18 protein-coding genes are annotated in these 18,082 nt (G+C 75.2%); 13 read left to right on the forward strand and 5 right to left on the reverse strand.

Annotated features, from left to right (window positions below; genetic code table 11):
- Positions 1–219: 219 nt before the first annotated feature.
- The 3 genes from hrcA (at position 220) to HDA31_RS05290 (ending at position 3,197) form a co-directional block, all read left to right on the forward strand.
- Positions 220–1,242: a heat-inducible transcriptional repressor HrcA gene (gene hrcA / locus HDA31_RS05280; protein ID WP_074474576.1), complete on the forward strand. Its 1,023-nt coding sequence runs from the start codon at positions 220–222 to the stop codon at positions 1,240–1,242.
- A 73-nt stretch (positions 1,243–1,315) separates the two neighbouring features.
- A complete protein-coding gene (gene dnaJ, locus HDA31_RS05285) occupies positions 1,316–2,461 on the forward strand; it encodes a molecular chaperone DnaJ (RefSeq protein ID WP_176734858.1) in 1,146 nt (381 codons plus the stop codon).
- 1 nt (position 2,462) lies between these two features.
- A complete protein-coding gene (locus HDA31_RS05290) occupies positions 2,463–3,197 on the forward strand; it encodes a 16S rRNA (uracil(1498)-N(3))-methyltransferase (protein ID WP_178066096.1) in 735 nt (244 codons plus the stop codon).
- Positions 3,198–3,249: 52 nt separating this feature from the next.
- On the opposite strand, the gene HDA31_RS05295 is transcribed toward HDA31_RS05290, so the two are convergent.
- Positions 3,250–4,011: an SDR family NAD(P)-dependent oxidoreductase gene (locus tag HDA31_RS05295; RefSeq protein ID WP_219824953.1), complete on the reverse strand. Its 762-nt coding sequence runs from the start codon at positions 4,009–4,011 to the stop codon at positions 3,250–3,252.
- Positions 4,012–4,056: 45 nt separating this feature from the next.
- On the opposite strand from HDA31_RS05295, the gene HDA31_RS05300 reads away from it, so the two are divergent.
- From HDA31_RS05300 to HDA31_RS05335, 8 genes are all read left to right on the forward strand, one after another.
- The gene (locus tag HDA31_RS05300; RefSeq protein WP_178066094.1) at positions 4,057–4,407 is read left to right on the forward strand and encodes a histidine triad nucleotide-binding protein; all 351 of its coding nucleotides are present in this window, start codon (positions 4,057–4,059) and stop codon (positions 4,405–4,407) included.
- Positions 4,408–4,556: 149 nt separating this feature from the next.
- Positions 4,557–5,897, forward strand: coding sequence for a serine hydrolase domain-containing protein (locus tag HDA31_RS05305; RefSeq protein WP_221486967.1), 1,341 nt, complete (start codon positions 4,557–4,559; stop codon positions 5,895–5,897).
- Positions 5,898–6,049: 152 nt separating this feature from the next.
- Positions 6,050–7,114, forward strand: a complete 1,065-nt coding sequence (locus HDA31_RS05310) for a PhoH family protein (protein ID WP_074474581.1) — start codon at positions 6,050–6,052, stop codon at positions 7,112–7,114.
- A gap of 9 nt (positions 7,115–7,123) precedes the next feature.
- Positions 7,124–7,597: an rRNA maturation RNase YbeY gene (gene ybeY, locus HDA31_RS05315; protein WP_074474582.1), complete on the forward strand. Its 474-nt coding sequence runs from the start codon at positions 7,124–7,126 to the stop codon at positions 7,595–7,597.
- Positions 7,573–8,991, forward strand: a complete 1,419-nt coding sequence (locus HDA31_RS05320) for a hemolysin family protein (protein ID WP_376701438.1) — start codon at positions 7,573–7,575, stop codon at positions 8,989–8,991. The genes ybeY and HDA31_RS05320 overlap by 25 nt, the downstream gene beginning before the upstream one ends.
- On the forward strand, positions 8,984–9,370 hold the full coding sequence (locus tag HDA31_RS05325; protein ID WP_074474584.1) for a cytidine deaminase-like protein: 387 nt from the start codon (positions 8,984–8,986) through the stop codon (positions 9,368–9,370). Before HDA31_RS05320 ends, HDA31_RS05325 begins: the two co-directional genes overlap by 8 nt.
- Positions 9,367–10,296, forward strand: a complete 930-nt coding sequence (gene era / locus HDA31_RS05330) for a GTPase Era (protein ID WP_376701359.1) — start codon at positions 9,367–9,369, stop codon at positions 10,294–10,296. The genes HDA31_RS05325 and era overlap by 4 nt, the downstream gene beginning before the upstream one ends.
- A gap of 108 nt (positions 10,297–10,404) precedes the next feature.
- Positions 10,405–11,592: an acyltransferase family protein gene (locus tag HDA31_RS05335; RefSeq protein WP_178066091.1), complete on the forward strand. Its 1,188-nt coding sequence runs from the start codon at positions 10,405–10,407 to the stop codon at positions 11,590–11,592.
- Here HDA31_RS05335 and HDA31_RS05340 read toward each other — a convergent pair.
- The gene (locus HDA31_RS05340) at positions 11,579–12,388 is read right to left on the reverse strand and encodes a DUF4097 family beta strand repeat-containing protein (RefSeq protein ID WP_178066090.1); all 810 of its coding nucleotides are present in this window, start codon (positions 12,386–12,388) and stop codon (positions 11,579–11,581) included. The two genes, HDA31_RS05335 and HDA31_RS05340, sit on opposite strands and share 14 nt — an antisense overlap.
- A 101-nt stretch (positions 12,389–12,489) precedes the next feature.
- On the opposite strand from HDA31_RS05340, the gene recO reads away from it, so the two are divergent.
- Together recO and HDA31_RS05350 are read left to right on the forward strand one after the other, a co-directional pair.
- On the forward strand, positions 12,490–13,302 hold the full coding sequence (gene recO / locus HDA31_RS05345; protein ID WP_178066089.1) for a DNA repair protein RecO: 813 nt from the start codon (positions 12,490–12,492) through the stop codon (positions 13,300–13,302).
- A gap of 8 nt (positions 13,303–13,310) precedes the next feature.
- Positions 13,311–14,114: an isoprenyl transferase gene (locus HDA31_RS05350; RefSeq protein ID WP_141723764.1), complete on the forward strand. Its 804-nt coding sequence runs from the start codon at positions 13,311–13,313 to the stop codon at positions 14,112–14,114.
- A gap of 105 nt (positions 14,115–14,219) precedes the next feature.
- On the opposite strand, the gene gnd is transcribed toward HDA31_RS05350, so the two are convergent.
- From gnd to HDA31_RS05365, 3 genes are all read right to left on the reverse strand, one after another.
- Positions 14,220–15,665 (reverse strand): NADP-dependent phosphogluconate dehydrogenase, encoded by a 1,446-nt coding sequence (gnd, locus tag HDA31_RS05355; protein WP_178066088.1) that lies wholly within the window; start codon positions 15,663–15,665, stop codon positions 14,220–14,222.
- Between the two features lie 133 nt (positions 15,666–15,798).
- Positions 15,799–16,599, reverse strand: coding sequence for an energy-coupling factor transporter transmembrane component T family protein (locus HDA31_RS05360; RefSeq protein ID WP_074474591.1), 801 nt, complete (start codon positions 16,597–16,599; stop codon positions 15,799–15,801).
- Positions 16,600–16,642: 43 nt separating this feature from the next.
- Positions 16,643–18,079, reverse strand: coding sequence for an ABC transporter ATP-binding protein (locus HDA31_RS05365; RefSeq protein ID WP_246384095.1), 1,437 nt, complete (start codon positions 18,077–18,079; stop codon positions 16,643–16,645).
- Positions 18,080–18,082: the final 3 nt, after the last annotated feature.

Raw genomic sequence — 18,082 nt, forward strand, 5'->3', positions numbered from 1 at the left:
CGCAGGTGACGGCCCGCGCCGGGCGGCCGTCGACCGGCCGGCACGCGCCCGCGCGGCGGCCACCGCACCCACGGTCCGTCGTTGATCTTACCCAGGACGGGGCAGCCGACGTAGACTGGCACTCGTTACAGTCGAGTGCCAGGCGTCGACGCACCGGCGGAGCGCCGACCTGCGGTGCCGCCGCGCCGCCGGGCCCGACGTGCGACAGGAGGTGGCAGGGTGGGTCTGGACGACCGCAAGCTCGCCGTGCTCCGCGCGATCGTCGAGGACTACGTCGCCACCCAGGAGCCGGTCGGCAGCAAGGCGCTGGTCGAGCGGCACCAGCTCGGCGTCTCCCCCGCGACGGTCCGCAACGACATGGCGGTGCTGGAGGAGGAGGGCTACATCCGGCAGCCGCACACCAGCGCCGGCCGGGTCCCCACCGACCGGGGCTACCGCCTCTTCGTCGACCGGCTGTCCCGGGTCAAGCCGCTCAGCCCGGCCGAGCGCCGGGCGATCGAGCGCTTCCTGGTCGGCGCGGTCGACCTCGACGACGTGGTGCACCGCACGGTGCGGCTGCTGGCGCAGCTCACCCGGCAGGTCGCCGTGGTGCAGTATCCCTCGCTGGCCCGCTCGTCGGTGCGGCACCTGGAGCTGGTGCCGATCTCCACCACCCGGCTGATGCTGGTGATGATCGCCGACACGGGCCGGGTCGAGCAGCGGCTGGTCGAGCTGCCCGCGCCGGTGAGCGCCGACGACGTCACCGACCTGCGTCGGCTGGTCAACGAGAAGCTCGTCGGCAGCCGGCTGTCGGAGACCCCGCCGCTGGTGCAGGCGCTGGTCGAGGAGTCGACCCCGCACCTGCGCGGCACCATGACCACGCTCTCCACCGTCCTGCTGGAGACGCTGGTCGAGCGGCACGAGGAGCGCATCGCGCTGGCCGGCACCGCCAACCTGACCCGGGGCGGCCTGCTCGACTTCCAGGGGTCCCTGCGGCCCATCCTGGAGGCGCTGGAGGAGGAGGTGGTGATGCTCAAGCTCATCGGCGAGGCCGAGTCGACCACCACCCGCGTGCTGATCGGCGACGAGAACGAGATCGACAACCTGCGGGCCGCCTCGGTGGTGAGCACCGGCTACGGCCCGGGGGCGACCGCGCTCGGCGGACTGGGCGTGGTCGGGCCCACCCGGATGGACTACCCCGGCACCATCGCCACGGTGCGGGCCGTGGCACGCTACGTGGGCGAGCTGCTGGCCCAGAACTGACCAGTCAGGGCCGACGGCCGGCTCCGGCCGACGACCGGCGCAACGCGACAAGAACATGAGGACACGGGACGCAGTGGCCAGGGACTACTACGGCATCCTCGGCGTGAGCCGGGAGGCCTCCGACGACGAGATCAAGCGCGCCTACCGCAAGCTGGCGCGGCAGTTCCACCCGGACGTCAATCCGGACCCGGAGGCACAGGAGAAGTTCAAGGACATCAACGCCGCGTACGAGGTCCTCTCGGACGACCGGAAACGGCAGATCGTCGACCTCGGCGGCGACCCCCTCGCCCCCGGCGGCGGTGGCATGGGCGGCCCGGGCGGGCCCGGCGGGGCCGGCCCGTTCGTCGGCTTCCAGGACATCATGGACGCCTTCTTCGGCGGCGCGGCCGGCGGCTCCCGGGGCCCGCGCCCGCGCACCCGCCCCGGCGCGGACGCGATCCTGCGCCTGGAGCTGGACCTGCACGAGACGGCGTTCGGCGTCGAGGCCCCGATCACCGTCGACACGGCGGTGCTCTGCACCACCTGCTCCGGGGCGGGCACGGCGGCCGGCACCCACCTGGCCACCTGCGAGGCGTGCGGCGGCCGGGGCGAGGTCCAGTCGGTGCAGCGCACCTTCCTCGGCCAGGTGGTCTCCGCCCGGCCGTGCACGGTCTGCCAGGGCTACGGCACCACCATCCCGCACCCCTGCCCGACCTGCACCGGCGACGGTCGGGTGCGCACCCGCCGCTCGCTGACCGTCAAGATCCCCGCCGGGGTCGAGGACGGCATGCGCATCCGGCTCGCCCAGCAGGGCGAGGTCGGCCCGGGCGGCGGCACCGCCGGCGACCTCTACGTCGAGATCCACGAGCGCCCGCACGACGTCTACTCCCGCAAGGGCGACGACCTGCACTGCCGGGTCACCGTCCCGATGACCGCCGCCGCGCTCGGCACCCGGCTGACCATCAAGACCCTCGACAGCGAGGAGACGGTCGACGTCAAGGCCGGCACCCAGCCGGGCAGCACCCTGCGGCTGCGCGCCCGGGGCGTGCCGCACCTGCGCGGCACCGGGCGGGGCGACCTCTACGTCCACCTCGACGTGCGCACCCCGACCAAGCTCGACGCCGACCAGGAGAAGATGCTGCGCGACTTCGCCAAGACCCGGGGCGAGGAGGTCGCCGAGCTGAGCAAGCAGGGCGGCTTCTTCTCCCGGATGCGCGACGCCTTCAACGGGCACGCCTGAGGTGTCGGCGCCGCTGTTCCTGGTCGACGCGCTGCCCACCGGCGACTCGCTGACCCTCGGCGGCCCGGAGGGGCACCACGCGGCCACCGTGAAGCGGCTGCGCGCCGGCGAGGAGCTGCTGCTGGCCGACGGCCGGGGCGGCACGGCCACCGCCGTGGTCACCGCCGTCGGCAGGGGCGCCCTCGACCTGCGGGTCACCGCCCGGGGGCACGTCGACGCGCCCGTCCCCCGGCTCGTCGTGGCGCAGGGCATCGCCAAGGGCGACCGGGGCGAGCTGGCCGTGCAGGCGATGACCGAGGTCGGGGTCGACGAGATCGTGCCCTGGGCGGCGGCCCGCTCCGTGGCGCAGTGGCGCGGCGACCGGGGCGTACGGGCCCGGGAGAAGTGGGCGGCGACCGCCCGGGAGGCGGCGAAGCAGGCCCGCCGGGCGTGGCTGCCGGTGGTGGCCGGCGCCCCCGACGAGTCCACGGCCACGGTGGCCCGCCGGATCGCGGGGGCCGCCGCCGCGTTCGTCCTGCACGAGGAGGCGCAGGAGCCGCTGACCGCCGCCGAGCTGCCCGCCGCGGGCGAGATCGTGCTGGTCGTCGGCCCCGAGGGCGGCATCACCGACGCGGAGGTGACCGCGTTCACTCAGGCCGGCGCCCGCCCGGTGCGCCTCGGCCCGCACGTGCTGCGCACCTCCACGGCGGGCGTCGCCGCCCTCTGCGTCCTGGCCACCCGCCTGTCCCGCTGGTGACCCGCCTGTCCCGTCGGTGGCCCGCCTGTCCCGCTGGTGAACCCTGGCCGGGTCAGGTGCGCAGGTAGGACGCGCCGTTGAGGTCGACGACCGTGCCGGAGGCCCACTCCGCCTCCGCCGACGCCAGCCAGTGGACCGCCGCCGCGACCTCCTCCGGGCGGGCCACCCGGCCGAACGGGCTCTGCGCCCGGATCGCCGCGCCGCTCTCGCCGGCCAGGTGCTCCGTGGTCATGTCCGTCTCCACGAAGCCGGGGGCCACCGTCGCGACCGCGATGCCGTACGGGGCCAGCGCCACCGCGAGGGACTGGCCGAGCGCGTTGAGCCCCGCCTTGCTCGCCCCGTACGCCGGCTGCTCCGGCTCGCCCCGGAACGCGCCCCGCGACGACACGTTGACGACCCGGCCGCCCCGCCCCCGCATGTGCTGGGCCGCGCACCAGGTCACGTTGGCCGCCCCCGTCAGGTTGGTCTCCAGCACCAGCCGCCAGCGCCGCTGCCAGTCGGCGTAGGACGCGCCGAAGACCGGGTGCGGCGCGTTCCGCTCGCCGTACACCCCGGCGTTGTTGACCAGCACGTCGAGCCCGCCGAGGCGGGCCGCCGCGTCGTCGACCATCACCCGTACCGCCTCGGGGTCGGCCAGGTCCGCGCGGACCACGACGTGACCGTCGCCCGGCAGCTCCGCGCGCAGCCGCTCGGCCAGCTCCCCGGAGCCCCGGTGGTGGACCGCCACCCGGTCCCCGCCGGCAGCGAAGCGCGTCGCCACCGCGCGCCCGATGCCCCGCGAGGCCCCCGTCACCAGCACCGCCCGTGAAGTCACGCGGCCATCATGCCCCAGCCGCCCGGCACCACTTACCATGCCCCGATGGGATCCGACTGCCTGTTCTGCCGCATCGTCGCCGGGGAGATCCCGGCCACCGTCGTCCGGGAGACCGCCACCACCCTCGCCTTCCGCGACATCGACCCGAAGGCCCCGGTGCACGTGCTGGTCATCCCCAAGGAGCACTACGCCGACGTGGCGACCCTCGGCCAGGGCGACCCGGCGCTCGCCGGCGAGCTGCTGGCCACGGCCGCCGTCGTCGCCGAGGACGAGGGGCTGCTCGGCGACGGCTTCCGGCTCATGTTCAACACCGGGGCGTACGGCGGCCAGGAGGTCTTCCACGTGCACGCGCACCTGCTCGGCGGCGCGCCGCTGGGCCCGATGCTCTGCCGCTGAGGGAGCGGGCGCGTCCGTGCGGGCGCGTCCGTCGCCGACGCGTCCCGCGCGGAGGTGTTAGGAAGGGGCCCTTCCTATGCAGAATGCGTTAACAAGGGGCCCCTCCTTACACTGCGGGCGTGGGTGGAATCGGCGAGCGGCTCGGGCGGATGGTGCGGCGGGTCCAGGCCGAGGGGCGGGTGCCGGCGGTCGCCGCGGCCCTGCACCGGGCGGACCGCCCGCTCTGGACCTGCGAGGCCGGCGGCACCGGCAACGACACCGCGCTCGGCCCGCAGACGCTGTTCCGGATCGGCTCGGTCACCAAGACGTTCACCGCCGTGCTGGTCATGCAGTGCCGTGACGCCGGCCTGCTCGACCTCGACGACCCCGTCGGCGCGCACCTCGACGTGCCCGCGCACGGCGAGCTGACCGTGCGCCGGCTGCTGTCGCACACCGCCGGCCTGCAACGGGAGCCGCACGGCGACGTCTGGGACACCCTGCGCGCCCCCGGGGCGGACGAGCTGCTGGCCGACCTGGCCCGCGCCGAGCGGGTCCTGCCGCCGGCCCGCCGCTTCCACTACTCCAACCTGGGCCTGGCGGTGCTCGGCCAGCTCGTCGCCCGGCTGCGCGGCGGCACCTGGGCCGAGGTGCTCGCCGACCGGGTGCTCGCCCCGCTCGCCCTGACCGCCACCACCGACCGGCCGGGCCCGGCGGCGGCCACCGGGTTCCTCGTCGACGCGTACTCCGACGAGGCGCACCCGGAGCCGCCGACCGACTTCGGTGCGGTCGGCCCGGCCGCCCAGCTCTGGAGCACCGCCGCCGACATGGCCCGCTGGGCGGCGTTCCTGGCCGACCCGGCGGCGCTCGACCCCACCGGCGCGGTGCTCGCCCCGGCGACGCTCGACGAGATGCGCTGGCCGCTGACCGTCACCGACGAGACGTCCTGGGGCGCCGGCTTCGGGCTGGGGCTGATCCTGCTGCCGCAGGGCGGCCGGGTGGTGCACGTCGGCCACGACGGGGCGATGCCCGGCTTCCTCGCCGCCGTCTACGGCCGCCGGGGCGGCGACGGCACCCCCGGCGCGATGGGCGCGGCGGTGCTCGGCTCGTCCGGGACCGGCGTGGACGTGATCGACCTGCCGCACCGGCTGCTCGCCGCCGCCGTCGAGCACGACCCGGCCGACGTCGTGCCGTGGCGGCCGGGCCCGCCGGCCCCGCCGCACCTGCGCGGCATGCTGGGCCACTGGTGGGGCGAGGGCTTCGCGTACGTCTTCACCTGGCACGACGGCACCCTGCGGGCCCGGGGCGTCGACGACCCGGCCGGCAAGCCCCCGGCGGTCTTCGCCCCGCTGCCGGACCGGCCCGACGTGTTCCGCACCGTCTCCGGGCGGGAGACCGGCGAGCTGCTGCGGCTGACCCGGGACGCGACCGGGACGGTGGTCCGGCTGCACTGGGCGACCTACCGCTTCACCCGGGGCCAGGAGACCTTCGACGGGTACGACTTCCGGCGCTGACCCCCGCCCCCGCCATCCGTCGCCGGCCGGGGGAAATGGGCGAGGTGCCGCCGGGCGGGAAACGTTACGATGGGGGTAACGTCCGACCGCCGCGCCAGCAGAGCCCGGCGCCGAGATCGAGAGCAGGTGCGCAGGGCCCCTCGGCCCGACCCATGACCGGCACCCCACCTCCCGGCCCGCCCCGGGTGCAGACCAGGATCACCGTCCCCGACTCGAAGATCATGGTCAACCTGCTGGGCGCGGGCGACGAGATCCTGCGACTCGTCGAGCGTTCGGTCGACAGCGACGTGCACGTCCGCGGCAACGAGATCACCATCACCGGTGCCCCGGCGGACAACGCCATCGCCGAGCGCCTCTTCAGCGAGCTGCTCGAACTGATCGAGAAAGGCGAGACCCTGACCACTGACGCCGTGCGGCGCACCGTCGGGATGCTGGAACAGGGCGGCACCGAGCGGCCCGCCGAGGTCCTGACGCTCAACATCCTCTCCCGGCGCGGGCGCACCATCCGCCCCAAGACGCTCGGGCAGAAGAAATACGTCGACGCGATCGACGCGCACACCATCGTCTTCGGCATCGGCCCCGCCGGCACCGGCAAGACCTACCTGGCGATGGCGAAGGCCGTCCAGGCGCTCCAGGCCAAGCAGGTCAACCGGATCATCCTGACCCGGCCGGCGGTCGAGGCGGGGGAGCGGCTGGGCTTCCTGCCCGGCACGCTCAACGAGAAGATCGACCCCTACCTGCGCCCGCTCTACGACGCGCTGCACGACATGCTCGACCCGGAGACGATCCCGAAGCTCATGGCGGCCGGGACGATCGAGGTCGCGCCCCTGGCATACATGAGGGGCAGGACCCTTAATGATGCGTTCATCATCCTCGACGAGGCGCAGAACACCACGCCCGAGCAGATGAAGATGTTCCTCACCCGGCTCGGCTTCGGCTCCAAGATCGTGGTCACCGGCGACGTCACCCAGGTGGACCTTCCGGGCGGGACGACCAGCGGCCTGCGGGTGGTCCGGGAGATCCTGGAGAACGTGGAGGACGTGCACTTCGCGCAGTTGTCCAGCTCCGACGTGGTGCGGCACCGGCTGGTCGGGGAGATCGTCGACGCGTACGCCCGCTGGGACGCCGAGCGGGAGAACCAGCAGGCGCAGGGCGTGCACGCCGTGCCGGGGCGCACCGCCCAGGGCGGCCGGGCCGGCCGGCGCCGTCAGACCTAGGGAACCCAGTTGTCCATCGAGATCGCCAACGAGTCCGGTGTCGACGTCGACACCGACGCCGTGCTCGCCGTCGCCCGGCACGCCCTCGACGAGATGGGGGTCAACCCCCTCGCCGAGCTGTCCGTGCTGCTGGTCGACATCGACTACATGACCGAGCTGAACCACCGCTGGATGGGCGGCGACGGCCCGACCGACGTGCTCGCCTTCCCCATGGACGAGGGCAGCGTCGACCACGGGCCGGGCGAGTCCAGCGCGGCCGGCGGCGAGCCGGCGCTGCTGGGCGACATCGTGCTCTGCCCGGAGGTGGCGGCCAAGCAGGCCGCGACGGCCGGCCACTCCTCGGCCGACGAGCTGCACCTGCTCACCGTGCACGGGGTGCTGCACCTGCTCGGTTACGACCACGCCGAGCCGGAGGAGGAGCGGGAGATGTTCGAGCTCCAGGCCCGGCTGCTGGCCAGCTGGCGGTCGACCCGGTCCGCGTGATGCCCCTCCAGGTGTCGGCTGCCGGCGCGACCGCTGGCCTGCCCGACCTGCAACTGCTCGTCTTCGCGGCCGGGCTGGTGGTGCTCGCCGGCCTGATCGCGATGACCGAGGCGGCGCTGGCCGCCGTGTCACCGGCCCGCGCGGCCGAGCTGGCCCGCGACGGGGCCCGGGGCGCGCGTACGCTCCAGGCCGTCGCCGGTGACGTGGTCCGCCACCTCAACCTGCTGCTGCTGTTGCGGCTGCTGGCCGAGCTGACCGCCACCACGCTGGTCGCCCTGGTGGCGGTCGACACGTTCGGCGCGGGCTGGCGGGCGGCGCTGGTCACCGCCGGCGCGATGACCGTGATCAGCTTCGTGGTGGTCGGGGTCGGGCCGCGCACCCTCGGCCGGCAGCACGCGTACGCGGTCGGCCGGGCCGTCGCGCCGCTGGTGCGCTGGCTGGGCCGGGCGCTCAACCCGCTGGCCTCGCTGCTGATCCTGATCGGCAACGCGGTCACCCCGGGGCGCGGTTTCCGGGAGGGGCCGTTCGCCACCCAGGTGGAGCTGCGCGAGCTGGTCGACCTGGCCGAGCAGCGGGGCGTCGTCGAGCACGGCGAGCGGCAGATGATCCACTCGGTGTTCGCGCTCGGCGACACCATCGCCCGCGAGGTGATGGTGCCGCGCACCGAGATGGTGTGGATCGAGGAGAGCAAGACCCTCTCGCAGGCCCTCGCCCTGTTCCTGCGTTCCGGCTTCTCCCGCATCCCGGTGATCGGGGAGAGCGTCGACGACGTGCTCGGCGTGCTCTACCTCAAGGACCTGATCCGCCGCACCCAGGGCGGCGACCCGGCGGCGTCCCGGCTGCCGGTGTCGGAGCTGATGCGCCCGGCGACGTTCGTCCCGGAGTCCAAGCCGGTCGACGACCTGCTGTCGGAGATGCAGGCCGCGCGCAACCACCTGGTCATCGTCGTCGACGAGTACGGCGGCACCGGCGGCCTCGTCACGATCGAGGACATCCTGGAGGAGATCGTCGGCGAGATCACCGACGAGTACGATGTCGAACGCCCGCCGGTCGAGCGGCTGGCGGACGGCGCGGTGCGGGTCACCGCCCGGCTGCCCGTCGAGACCCTCGGCGAGCTGTTCGACGTCGAGCTGCCCGCCGACGAGGTCGAGACGGTCGGCGGCCTGCTCGCGCAGGCCCTCGGCCGGGTCCCGATCCCCGGCGCGGAGGCCGAGGTGGCCGGGCTGCGCCTGGTCGCCGAGGGCACCACGGGCCGGCGCAACCGGATCGACACCGTGCTGGTGAGCCGGGTCGAGCCGACCGACCACCCCGACCCGACCCCCGGGCGCGGCGAGCCCGCCGAGGCCCGGGGCACCCAGAACCGAGCCGAGGAGAGGCAACCCGCCGATGCCTGAGTCACCCGCCGCGCCCGCCGCGCTACCCACCCCGTCCGCGCCGGTCGAGCTGAGCGCCGAGGACGGCAAGCTGGTCATCCTCGCCCGGGGGGCCCGGGGCCGGGTGGGCGCCGTGGAGGGCGCCGCGGTACGCGACCAGGACGGCCGGACGTACGCGGCGGCGAGCGTGTCGCTGCCCTCGCTGACCCTCACCGCCCTCCAGCTCGCGGTGGCCTCCGCCGTGGCGGCCGGGGCGACCCGGCTGGAGGCCGCCGTCGTGGTGACGGAGGCGTCGACCCTGGACGGGGCGGGGCACGCCGCCGTCCGTGACCTCGCCGCCGACGCGCCGATCCACGTGGCCGCGCCGGATGGTGCCGTCCTCGGCACGGTGGTCGAGTGAGCGACGTGCGGAGTGGCCGGCCGGGCGACGCCGGCGGCGGCGGGACGCGCCCGTACCGGGCGGGGTTCGCCTGCTTCGTGGGCCGTCCGAACGCCGGCAAGTCGACGCTGACCAACGCGATCGTCGGCACGAAGATCGCGATCACCTCGAACAAGCCGCAGACCACCCGGCACGTGATCCGGGCCGTGCTGCACCGGCCGGAGTCGCAGCTCGTGCTGGTCGACACCCCCGGGCTGCACCGCCCGCGCACGCTGCTCGGCGAGCGCCTCAACGACCTGGTCCGCTCCACCTGGAGCGAGGTCGACGTGATCGGCCTGTGCATCCCGGCCGACGAGCCGGTCGGCCGGGGCGACCGGTTCATCACCGGGGAACTGGCCGAGCTGAAGGCGACCGTGCTGGCGGTGGTGACCAAGACGGACCTGGTCGACAAGAAGCGGCTGGCCGAGCAGTTGCTGGCGGTCAGCGAGCTGGGCGAGTTCGCGGCCGTGGTGCCGGTCAGCGCCGTCTCCGGGCACCAGCTCGACACGCTGGTCGACGTGATGACCGGCTACCTGCCCGAGTCGCCGCAGCTCTACCCGGACGACATGCTCACCGACGACCCGGAGCAGGTGCTGGTCGCCGAGCTGATCCGGGAGGCGGCGCTGGAGGGGGTCCGCGACGAGCTGCCGCACTCCATCGCCGTGGTGGTGGAGGAGATGATCCCCGAGGGCAACCTCATGAAGATCTACGCCGACGTGTACGTCGAGCGGCCCAGCCAGAAGGCCATCGTGATCGGCCACCGGGCGAGCCGGCTCAAGGAGGTCGGCACCACCGCCCGCCGGCAGATCGAGGAGCTGCTCGGCACCCGCATCTACCTGGACTTGCACGTCCGGGTGGCCAAGGACTGGCAACGCGACCCCAGACAACTCCGCAAACTGGGCTTCTGACTCCAGAATGTCATTTTTCACTTTTTAGGCGGTTCCCTGGCTGTTTTGCGGCGGGGGCCGGAGGGTAGGAAGCCACCGCCCCCTCTGCTCCCGACCGGAAGCCGGCTGATGCGAAACCGGTACCTGGATCTGCTCCGTGCCCTGGCGATCGTCCGTGTCGTCGTCTACCACGTGACCGGTTGGGCCACGCTGACCCTGGTCTTCCCGGCCATGTCGGTGATGTTCGCGCTCGCCGGGTCGCTGATGGCGGCGTCGCTGGACCGGTCCGGCCCGTCGGCGGTCCGCCGGCGGCTGCGCCGCCTGCTGCCCTCGCTGTGGGTGCTGGCCGCGATCTTCGTCCCCGCCATGCTGCTCGCCGGGCTGCCGCTGACGCCGAAGGTGCTGCTGTGGGCGTTCCCGGTCGCCGACCCGCCCGCCAACTACTGGGGGGCGCTGGCGCTCAGCGTGATCTGGTACCTGCGCGACTACCTGTGGTTCGTGTTCGCCTCGCCCGTCGCGCTGTGGCTGTTCCGGCGGGCCCCGTGGCCCACCCTGCTCGCCCCGTACGCGCTGCTGGCCACCATCGAGTTCGGACTGTTGCCCGCCGCGCCCACCGTGCTGCGGGAGTTCGGCCTCTACTTCGGCGCGTGGCTGCTCGGCTTCGCCCACCACGACGGGCTGCTGCGGCGTACGGCCAATCGGGTGCTGGTACCGGCGGCGCTGGCCCTCGGCGTCGCCGGGGCGGCGTGGATCGTCACCCACCCCGGCCCGCGCGGGTACGACCTGAACGACATCCCGCTGGGCAACGCGCTCTGGTCGGCGGCGTTCATCCTCGTGGCGATCGGCCGGGCCCCGGCGTCGGCGGCCTGGGTGGACCGTTCCGCCGTGGCGGGCCGGGCGGTGACGGTGCTGAACCGGCGGGCGCTCACCGTCTACCTGTGGCACATGCCGTTCGTGGTGGCGCTCACCCCGCTGGTCGACGTGGTCGGTTGGTCCCATCAGGACCCGGTGGGCCTGGCGATCCGGGTGGTGCTGGTCTTCGCGCTGGTCGGCGCGGTCACCGCGCTGGTCGGCTGGGTGGAGGACGTCGCCGCCCGCCGGCCCCCGGAGCTGTTCCCCGGCAGCGCCCGCCCCGTGCCGGCCCGAGGGGGCGCCCCCGGCCGTTCCGTGCCGGCCCGCGGGGACGCCCCCGGCCGCCCCGTGCCGGCCGGCGGCGCCCCCGTGCCCGTCAGCCCCGCGCCGGCCGGGCCCGGCCGGGTGGTGCTGCCCGCGCCCCGCGCCCCCGAGGAGCACACGCTCAAGCTCAGCGCGCGGTGACCGCCACGTCGCCGCTGTCGGCGGCCAGGTCGAGCAGCAGCGGCGCGCCCGGATCGTCCACGATGCCCAGCTCGGTCTCGCCGGTGCCGACGTCCGAGCGCACCCGGTACCGGCCGGCGGGCACGACGACCTGCACGTCGCCGCTGCCGGCGTGCGCCCGCACCGAGGCCGGGGCGGACAGTTCGACGGTGACGTCGCCGGAGTCGGTCTCGGCGTCCACCTGACCGCCCAGGCGGCTGCCCGTGACGTTGCCCGACCCGGCGCGCAGGGTCGCCGGGCCGCGCACGTCGTCGACCTCGACGTTGCCGGAGTCGGTCTCGGCCCGCACGGGGCCGGTCGCCCGGGTGATCTCCAGGTTCCCGGAGCCGAGCCGCACGTCCACCACGCCGACCCGGCTCAGCACGACGTTGCCCGACCCGGTCTCGCCGTTCACGGCGATGCCCTCCGGGGCGGTCACCTCGTAGGAGATCGAGCAGCGGTCACCGCAGTCGGAGTCGAGCACCAGCTCGTCGCCCCGGATCTCGTACCGGGCCCCGGGCTGGTCGCCGTGGTAGCGCAGCACCCGCTTGATCCGGACCTGGCCGGCGGGGCCGCTGCCGACGACCGTCACGTCGCCCGAGCCCGGCAGCACGGTGACCCGGGCGATCCGCGTCGACTCGACGTCGTCGAAGTCCAGCCGGCGCAGCGACAGGTTGTCGCACCCGGCGAGGAGGACCAGGGTGGCGGCCGCCCCGACGGCGACGGCGCGGGCGGGGAGGGCGGGGCGCGTGGCGGGGGCGGTCCGGTGCGAGGCCATGGTCGGCACGCTACGGCCGCCCCGGCCCGCCGCGCATCGGGGATCACCCGCCGGGCACCCCGATTCGACCCTGATTCCGCCCGTCGGGGGAGAATGATCGGATGGCCGGGTACCGCCGACAGCTCTACCGCGACGACGCGGTGGTCCTGCGCGTGCAGAAGCTCGGCGAGTCCGACCGGATCATCACCCTGCTGACCCGCCGGCACGGGCGGCTGCGCGCGGTGGCCCGGGGGGTCCGCCGCACCACCAGCAAGTTCGGCGCGCGGCTGGAGCCGTTCGGCCACGTCGACGTGCAGCTCGCCGGCGACCCGAAGGGCAACGTCGGCAGCTCGCTGCACAGCGTCAGCCAGGTCGAGGGGATCGACCTGTACGGCAAGCGGTTCCTCGGCGACTATCCGCGCTACACGGCGGCCAGCGCGATCGCCGAGACCGCCGAGCGGCTCACCCCGGTCGAGCGGGAGCCGTCGCTGCGGCTGTTCCAGCTCACCCTCGGCGCGCTCAAGTCGCTCGCCCGGGGCGAGCACGCCACCACGCTGGTGCTCGACGCGTACCTGCTGCGGGGGATGGCCCTGGCGGGCTGGGCCCCCGCGCTGACGGCCTGCGCGGTCTGCGGCACCCCGGGCCGGCACCGGGCGTTCTCCGTGCCGGCCGGCGGCGCGGTCTGCCCGGACTGCCGGCCCCCCGGCGCGGCCCACCCCGCCCCGGCGACCGTCGACCTGATGTCCGCGCTCACCACCGGCGACTGGGTGCTCGCCGACGCCACCGAGACCGGCGTACGCCGGGAGTGCAGCGGCCTGGTCGCGGCGCACCTGCAGTGGCACCTGGAGCGCGCGCTACGCTCGCTGCCGCTGGTCGACCGGGGTGGCCCGACGGCCGGCGGTGCCGCCGCCGTGGACAGGGGGAAGACCGAGTGATCCGTTCGATGAGGGCCGGCCGGCGCGAGCCGGTGCCGCCGACTCCGCACCCGTCGGGCGCCCGGCCCCCGGCGCTGCCGGGCGACGCGCTGCCGAAGCACGTCGCGATCGTCATGGACGGCAACGGCCGGTGGGCCAAGGAGCGGGGGCTGCCCCGCACGAAGGGCCACGAGCAGGGCGAGCACAGCCTCTTCGACACCGTCGAGGGCGCGATCGAGCTGGGCATCCCCTACCTGTCGGCGTACGCGTTCTCCACCGAGAACTGGCGGCGTTCCCCGGACGAGGTCCGGTTCCTGATGGGCTTCAACCGGGACGTCATCCGTCGCCGCCGCGACCAGCTCGTCGACCTGGGCGTGCGGGTCGTCTGGTCGGGCCGGGCCGGTCGGCTGTGGAAGAGCGTCATCTCCGAGTTGCAGACCGCCGAGGAGATGTCGCGCGGCAACTCGACGCTGACGCTGCAGTTCTGCGTCAACTACGGCGGGCAGGCCGAGATCGCCGACGCGGCCGCCGCGATCGCCCGCGACGTGGCGGCGGGCCGGCTCGACCCGGGCAAGGTCACCGAGAAGACCGTGGCGAAGTACCTCTACCACCCGGAGGTCCCCGACGTGGACCTCTTCCTCCGCCCGTCCGGCGAGGAGCGGATCTCCAACTTCCTGCTCTGGCAGACCGCGTACGCGGAGCTGGTGTTCCTCGACACCCTCTGGCCCGACTTCGACCGCCGGCACCTGTGGTACGCGTGCGAGCTGTACGCCCAGCGGGACCGCCGGTTCGGCGGGGCGCTGCCCAACCCGGTCGCCCCGCCACAGCCCTGACCCGCCGCGGCCCGAGTCCTGCCGACCGAGCCCGGTCCTGCCGACCCGACTGCGCCGGTGCCGCCCCCGAACCCTGGGGCGGCACCGGCGCGGTGGCGTCGCTGCTCAGGCCTCCACTTCGGCGCGGCCCTCGGTGGCCCACAGGGTGTGGAACGAGCCGTCCCGGTCCACCCGGCGGTAGGTGTGCGCGCCGAAGTTGTCCCGCAGCCCCTGCAACAGCGCGGCGGGCAGCCGCTCGGCGCGCAGCCCGTCGAAGTACGCCAGCGACGACGAGAACGCCGGCGTCGGCACCCCGGCCCGCGCCGCGTCGACGACGACCCGCCGCCAGCTCGGCACGCCCGCGCTGACCGCCTCGGCGAAGTACGGCGCGACCAGCAGCGACGGCAGCTCCGGCTCGGCGTCGTACGCCTCCTTGATCCGGTCCAGGAAGCGGGCCCGGATGATGCAGCCGCCCCGCCAGATCGTGGCGGTGCCGCCCAGGTCGATGTCCCAGTCGTACTCGCTGCTGCCGGCGCGGATGTGGTCGAAGCCCTGCGCGTACGCGACGATCTTGCTGGCCAGCAGCGCGCGCCGCACGTCCTCGACGAAGGTGTCGCGGTCCTCGACCTGCCACTTCTCCCCGGCGTCGCCGAAGGCGCGGCGGGCGGCCTCGCGCTGGCCGGCGTGCCCGGACAGCGACCGGGCGAACGTCGCCTCGGCGATGCCGGTGATCGGGATGCCCAGGTCGAGCGCGCTCTGCACCGTCCAGCGGCCGGTGCCCTTCTGCTCGGCCTGGTCGAGCACCACGTCCACGAAGGCCCGGCCGGTCGCCGCGTCGGTGTGCCCGAGGACCTCGGCGGTGATCTCGATGAGGAACGACTCCAGCTCGCCGGTGTTCCACTCCCGGAAGATCTCCGCGATCTCCGCCGGGCTCGCCGACAGCCCCGCCCGCAGCAGGTCGTACGCCTCGGCGATGAGCTGCATGTCGGCGTACTCGATGCCGTTGTGGACCATCTTGACGAAGTGGCCGGCGCCGTCGGGCCCGATGTGCCGGCAGCACGACGTGCCGTCCACCTGCGCGGCGATCTTCTCGAACATCGGGCCGAGCTTCGCGTACGACTCGGCGGAGCCGCCCGGCATGATGCTGGGCCCGAGCAGCGCGCCCTCCTCGCCGCCGGACACGCCGGTGCCGGAGAAGTGCAGCCCCTTGGCGCGCAGCGCCTCCTCCCGCCGCCGCGTGTCGGCGAAGTGGGCGTTGCCGCAGTCGACGATGATGTCGCCCTCGTCGAGCAGCGGCACCAGCTCGTCGATCACCGCGTCGGTCGGTGCGCCCGCCTTGACCATGATGATCACGGCGCGGGGGCGTTCCAGCGAGCCGACGAAGTCCGCCAGGGACTCGGACGGCACGAACGTCCCCTCGTCACCGTGCTCGGCGACCAGGCTGCGGGTCCGCTCCGGCGACCGGTTGTGCACCGCCACCGTGAATCCGTTCCGGGCCAGGTTCCGGGCCAGGTTCCGGCCCATCACCGCCAGCCCCGTCACGCCGATCTGCGCCGTCGCCTGTTGCGTCATCCGTACCCGCCACCTCTCGCGTCGCCTGTAGTGCTGCGACGGTATCGCGCCGCCGGGCGGACCGGGACCGGTGGGCGACGCGGTGTCACAGTGTGGTGGCGTCCGCGCCGGGGCCGCCGCGCTGACCTGTGGGTCAGCCGATCAGCGGGCGGAACGTGCCCAGGGCGACGCTGACCGCCAGCGCCGCGCCGGCCAGCGCCGCCGCCCCGGCGACCAGCAGCCCGTCGGCGGGGCCGAACCGCTGCCGCCGGGCGACCGTGCGGGGCGTGGCCGCGTCGAAGCCCCGGGCGTCCATCGCCACGGCCAGCCGGGTGCCCCGCCGGATCGCGCCGACCAGCAGCGCGAACGCGGTCGAGACGAACAGCCGCAGCCGGGCCACCGGGTTGCGGCCGGCGTCCACCCCGCGCGCCCGTCGGGCCATGCTGATCATCTGCCACTCCTGGCCGAGCAGCGGCACCAGCCGGAACGCCGCCAGCGCCCCGATCGCGAAGCGGGCCGGGGCCTTCGCGTTCTGCACCAGCGCGTCGGCCAGGTCGGTCGGGTCGGTGGTGGCGAAGACCATCACCCCGGGCAGCGCCACCGCGAGCATGCGCAGGGCCAGCCCGAGCGCGGTCAGCAGCACCCCGCTGGTGACCGCCACCGGCCCCGCCTCGACCAGCGTCCGGCCGGTGCGCTCGGCGGCGAACAGGACCAGGGTCACCACGATGCCGGCAGCGCTGAGCAGCAGCGGCGCGGCCCGCCGGGCGAGCACCCCGTAGCGGATGCCGAACAGCGGCAGCACGGCCAGCTCCACGCCGATGGCGACGGCCGGCGCCACCGGGTCCAGGGTGGCGAGCAGGGCGAACGAGAAGACCAGCGCGGCGGCGACCTTCGCCACGGGGTTGCGCCGGGCCAGCGGGGCCCCGGGCGCGGCGACCGGCTCGATGCTGATCACGCGACCACCGCCCCCCGGCGGCCGGTGCCGTGGCCGGTGCCGGTCACGCCGCCACCGCCGCCGGGTCGCGGGTGAGGGTGAGCCGCCGGTCGGCCAGGGCCGCCACGAAGTCCGCGTCGTGGGTGACGGCGACGACGCCGTGCCCGTCGTCACGCAGCTCGGCGAACAGGTCCACCAGCTCCAGCCAGGTGCGCCGGTCCTGGCCGAAGGTGGGCTCGTCGCAGACCAGCAGGCGGGGCGCGGTGGCCAGGGCCGTCGCCACGCTCAGCCGCCGCGCCTCCCCACCCGAGAGGGTGTACGGGTTCGCGCGCGCCAGCCGCGCCAGGCGCAGCCGGTCCAGCAGCCCGTCCACGGTGGCCCGGACGGCGGCCTCGCCGTGGCCGGTGCGGCGCGGGCCGAGGGCCAGCTCGTCGTAGACCGTCCCGGTGACGAACTGGTGCTCCGGGTCCTGGAACACCGACCCGATCCGGCGGGCCAGGGCGGGTGCCCGCCAGCGGTGCGGCGCGGTGGCGGCGTCCCGCCCGGCCAGTTCCCGGGTCGCCGCCACCCGCCCGACCCCGGGGCGCAGCAGGCCGCCCAGCAGCAGCGCCAGCGTCGACTTGCCCACCCCGTTCGGGCCGAGGACGGCGAGCGCCTCGCCGGCGCGTACCGCCAGGTCGGTCGGGGCGAGGCGGGGCGGCAGGGCGGCCCGGTCGGCGGTGAGCAGCGCCTCGCCGGGGGCGGCGGCGGCCCGCCGGGGCGGCACCGTCCGGCCGGGCACCCAGACCCCCTCGGCGGCGAGCGCGTCGCCGTGGGCGGCGAAGACGGCCTCCGGCGGCCCGTCGGCGCGCACGCCGCCGCCCGGCTCCAGCACCACCACCCGGTCGACCAGCGGCAGCGCCTCGGCGACCCGGTGCTCGACCAGGACCAGCGCGGTGTCGGCGGTGACGGCGTCGGCCACGGCCCGGCGGACCAGCGCCGCCCCGGCCGGGTCGAGGTTGGCGGTCGGCTCGTCGAGCAGCAGCAGCCCCGGCCGCAGGGCGAGCGCCCCGGCCAGCGCGAGCCGCTGCTGTTCGCCGCCGGAGAGGGCGGCGGTCGGGCGGTCCCGGTGGTAGGGGAAGCCGACCCGGCGCAGCGCCTCGTCCACCCGGGGCCAGATCTCACCGGCGGGCACGCCCCGGTTCTCCAGCCCGAACGCGACGTCGTCGCCGCAGCGGGCCATCACGAGCTGGCTCTCCGGGTCCTGGAAGACGATGCCGACCCGGTCCCGGTCGGCGCGGGGGTCGACGCCGTCGACCTCGACGACGCCCTCCTGCTCGCCCGAGTCGGCGGAGAGCAGCCCGGCCAGCGCGGCCAGCAGCGTGCTCTTGCCGGCCCCGGAGGGCCCCAGCAGCAGCACCCGCTCGCCGGCCCCGACGCTCAGGTCGACCCCGCGCACGGCCCAGGCCCGCCGCCCGGCGTGCCGCCACCCGAACCCCCGCACCACCACCCGCGCCGTCACCCG

It is taken from the genome of Micromonospora carbonacea, assembly GCF_014205165.1.
In the GTDB taxonomy this organism is placed as follows: domain Bacteria; phylum Actinomycetota; class Actinomycetes; order Mycobacteriales; family Micromonosporaceae; genus Micromonospora; species Micromonospora carbonacea.

Coding starts and splice junctions, on each gene's coding strand:
- HDA31_RS05300 (WP_178066094.1), top strand. CDS start 4,057: ATGGGATCCGACTGCCTGTTCTGCCGCATCGTCGCCGGGGAGATCCCG.
- HDA31_RS05305 (WP_221486967.1), top strand. CDS start 4,557: ATGGTGCGGCGGGTCCAGGCCGAGGGGCGGGTGCCGGCGGTCGCCGCG.
- HDA31_RS05310 (WP_074474581.1), top strand. CDS start 6,050: ATGACCGGCACCCCACCTCCCGGCCCGCCCCGGGTGCAGACCAGGATC.
- HDA31_RS05325 (WP_074474584.1), top strand. CDS start 8,984: ATGCCTGAGTCACCCGCCGCGCCCGCCGCGCTACCCACCCCGTCCGCG.
- HDA31_RS05335 (WP_178066091.1), top strand. CDS start 10,405: ATGCGAAACCGGTACCTGGATCTGCTCCGTGCCCTGGCGATCGTCCGT.
- HDA31_RS05340 (WP_178066090.1), bottom strand. CDS start 12,388: ATGGCCTCGCACCGGACCGCCCCCGCCACGCGCCCCGCCCTCCCCGCC.
- recO (WP_178066089.1), top strand. CDS start 12,490: ATGGCCGGGTACCGCCGACAGCTCTACCGCGACGACGCGGTGGTCCTG.
- HDA31_RS05350 (WP_141723764.1), top strand. CDS start 13,311: ATGAGGGCCGGCCGGCGCGAGCCGGTGCCGCCGACTCCGCACCCGTCG.
- gnd (WP_178066088.1), bottom strand. CDS start 15,665: ATGACGCAACAGGCGACGGCGCAGATCGGCGTGACGGGGCTGGCGGTG.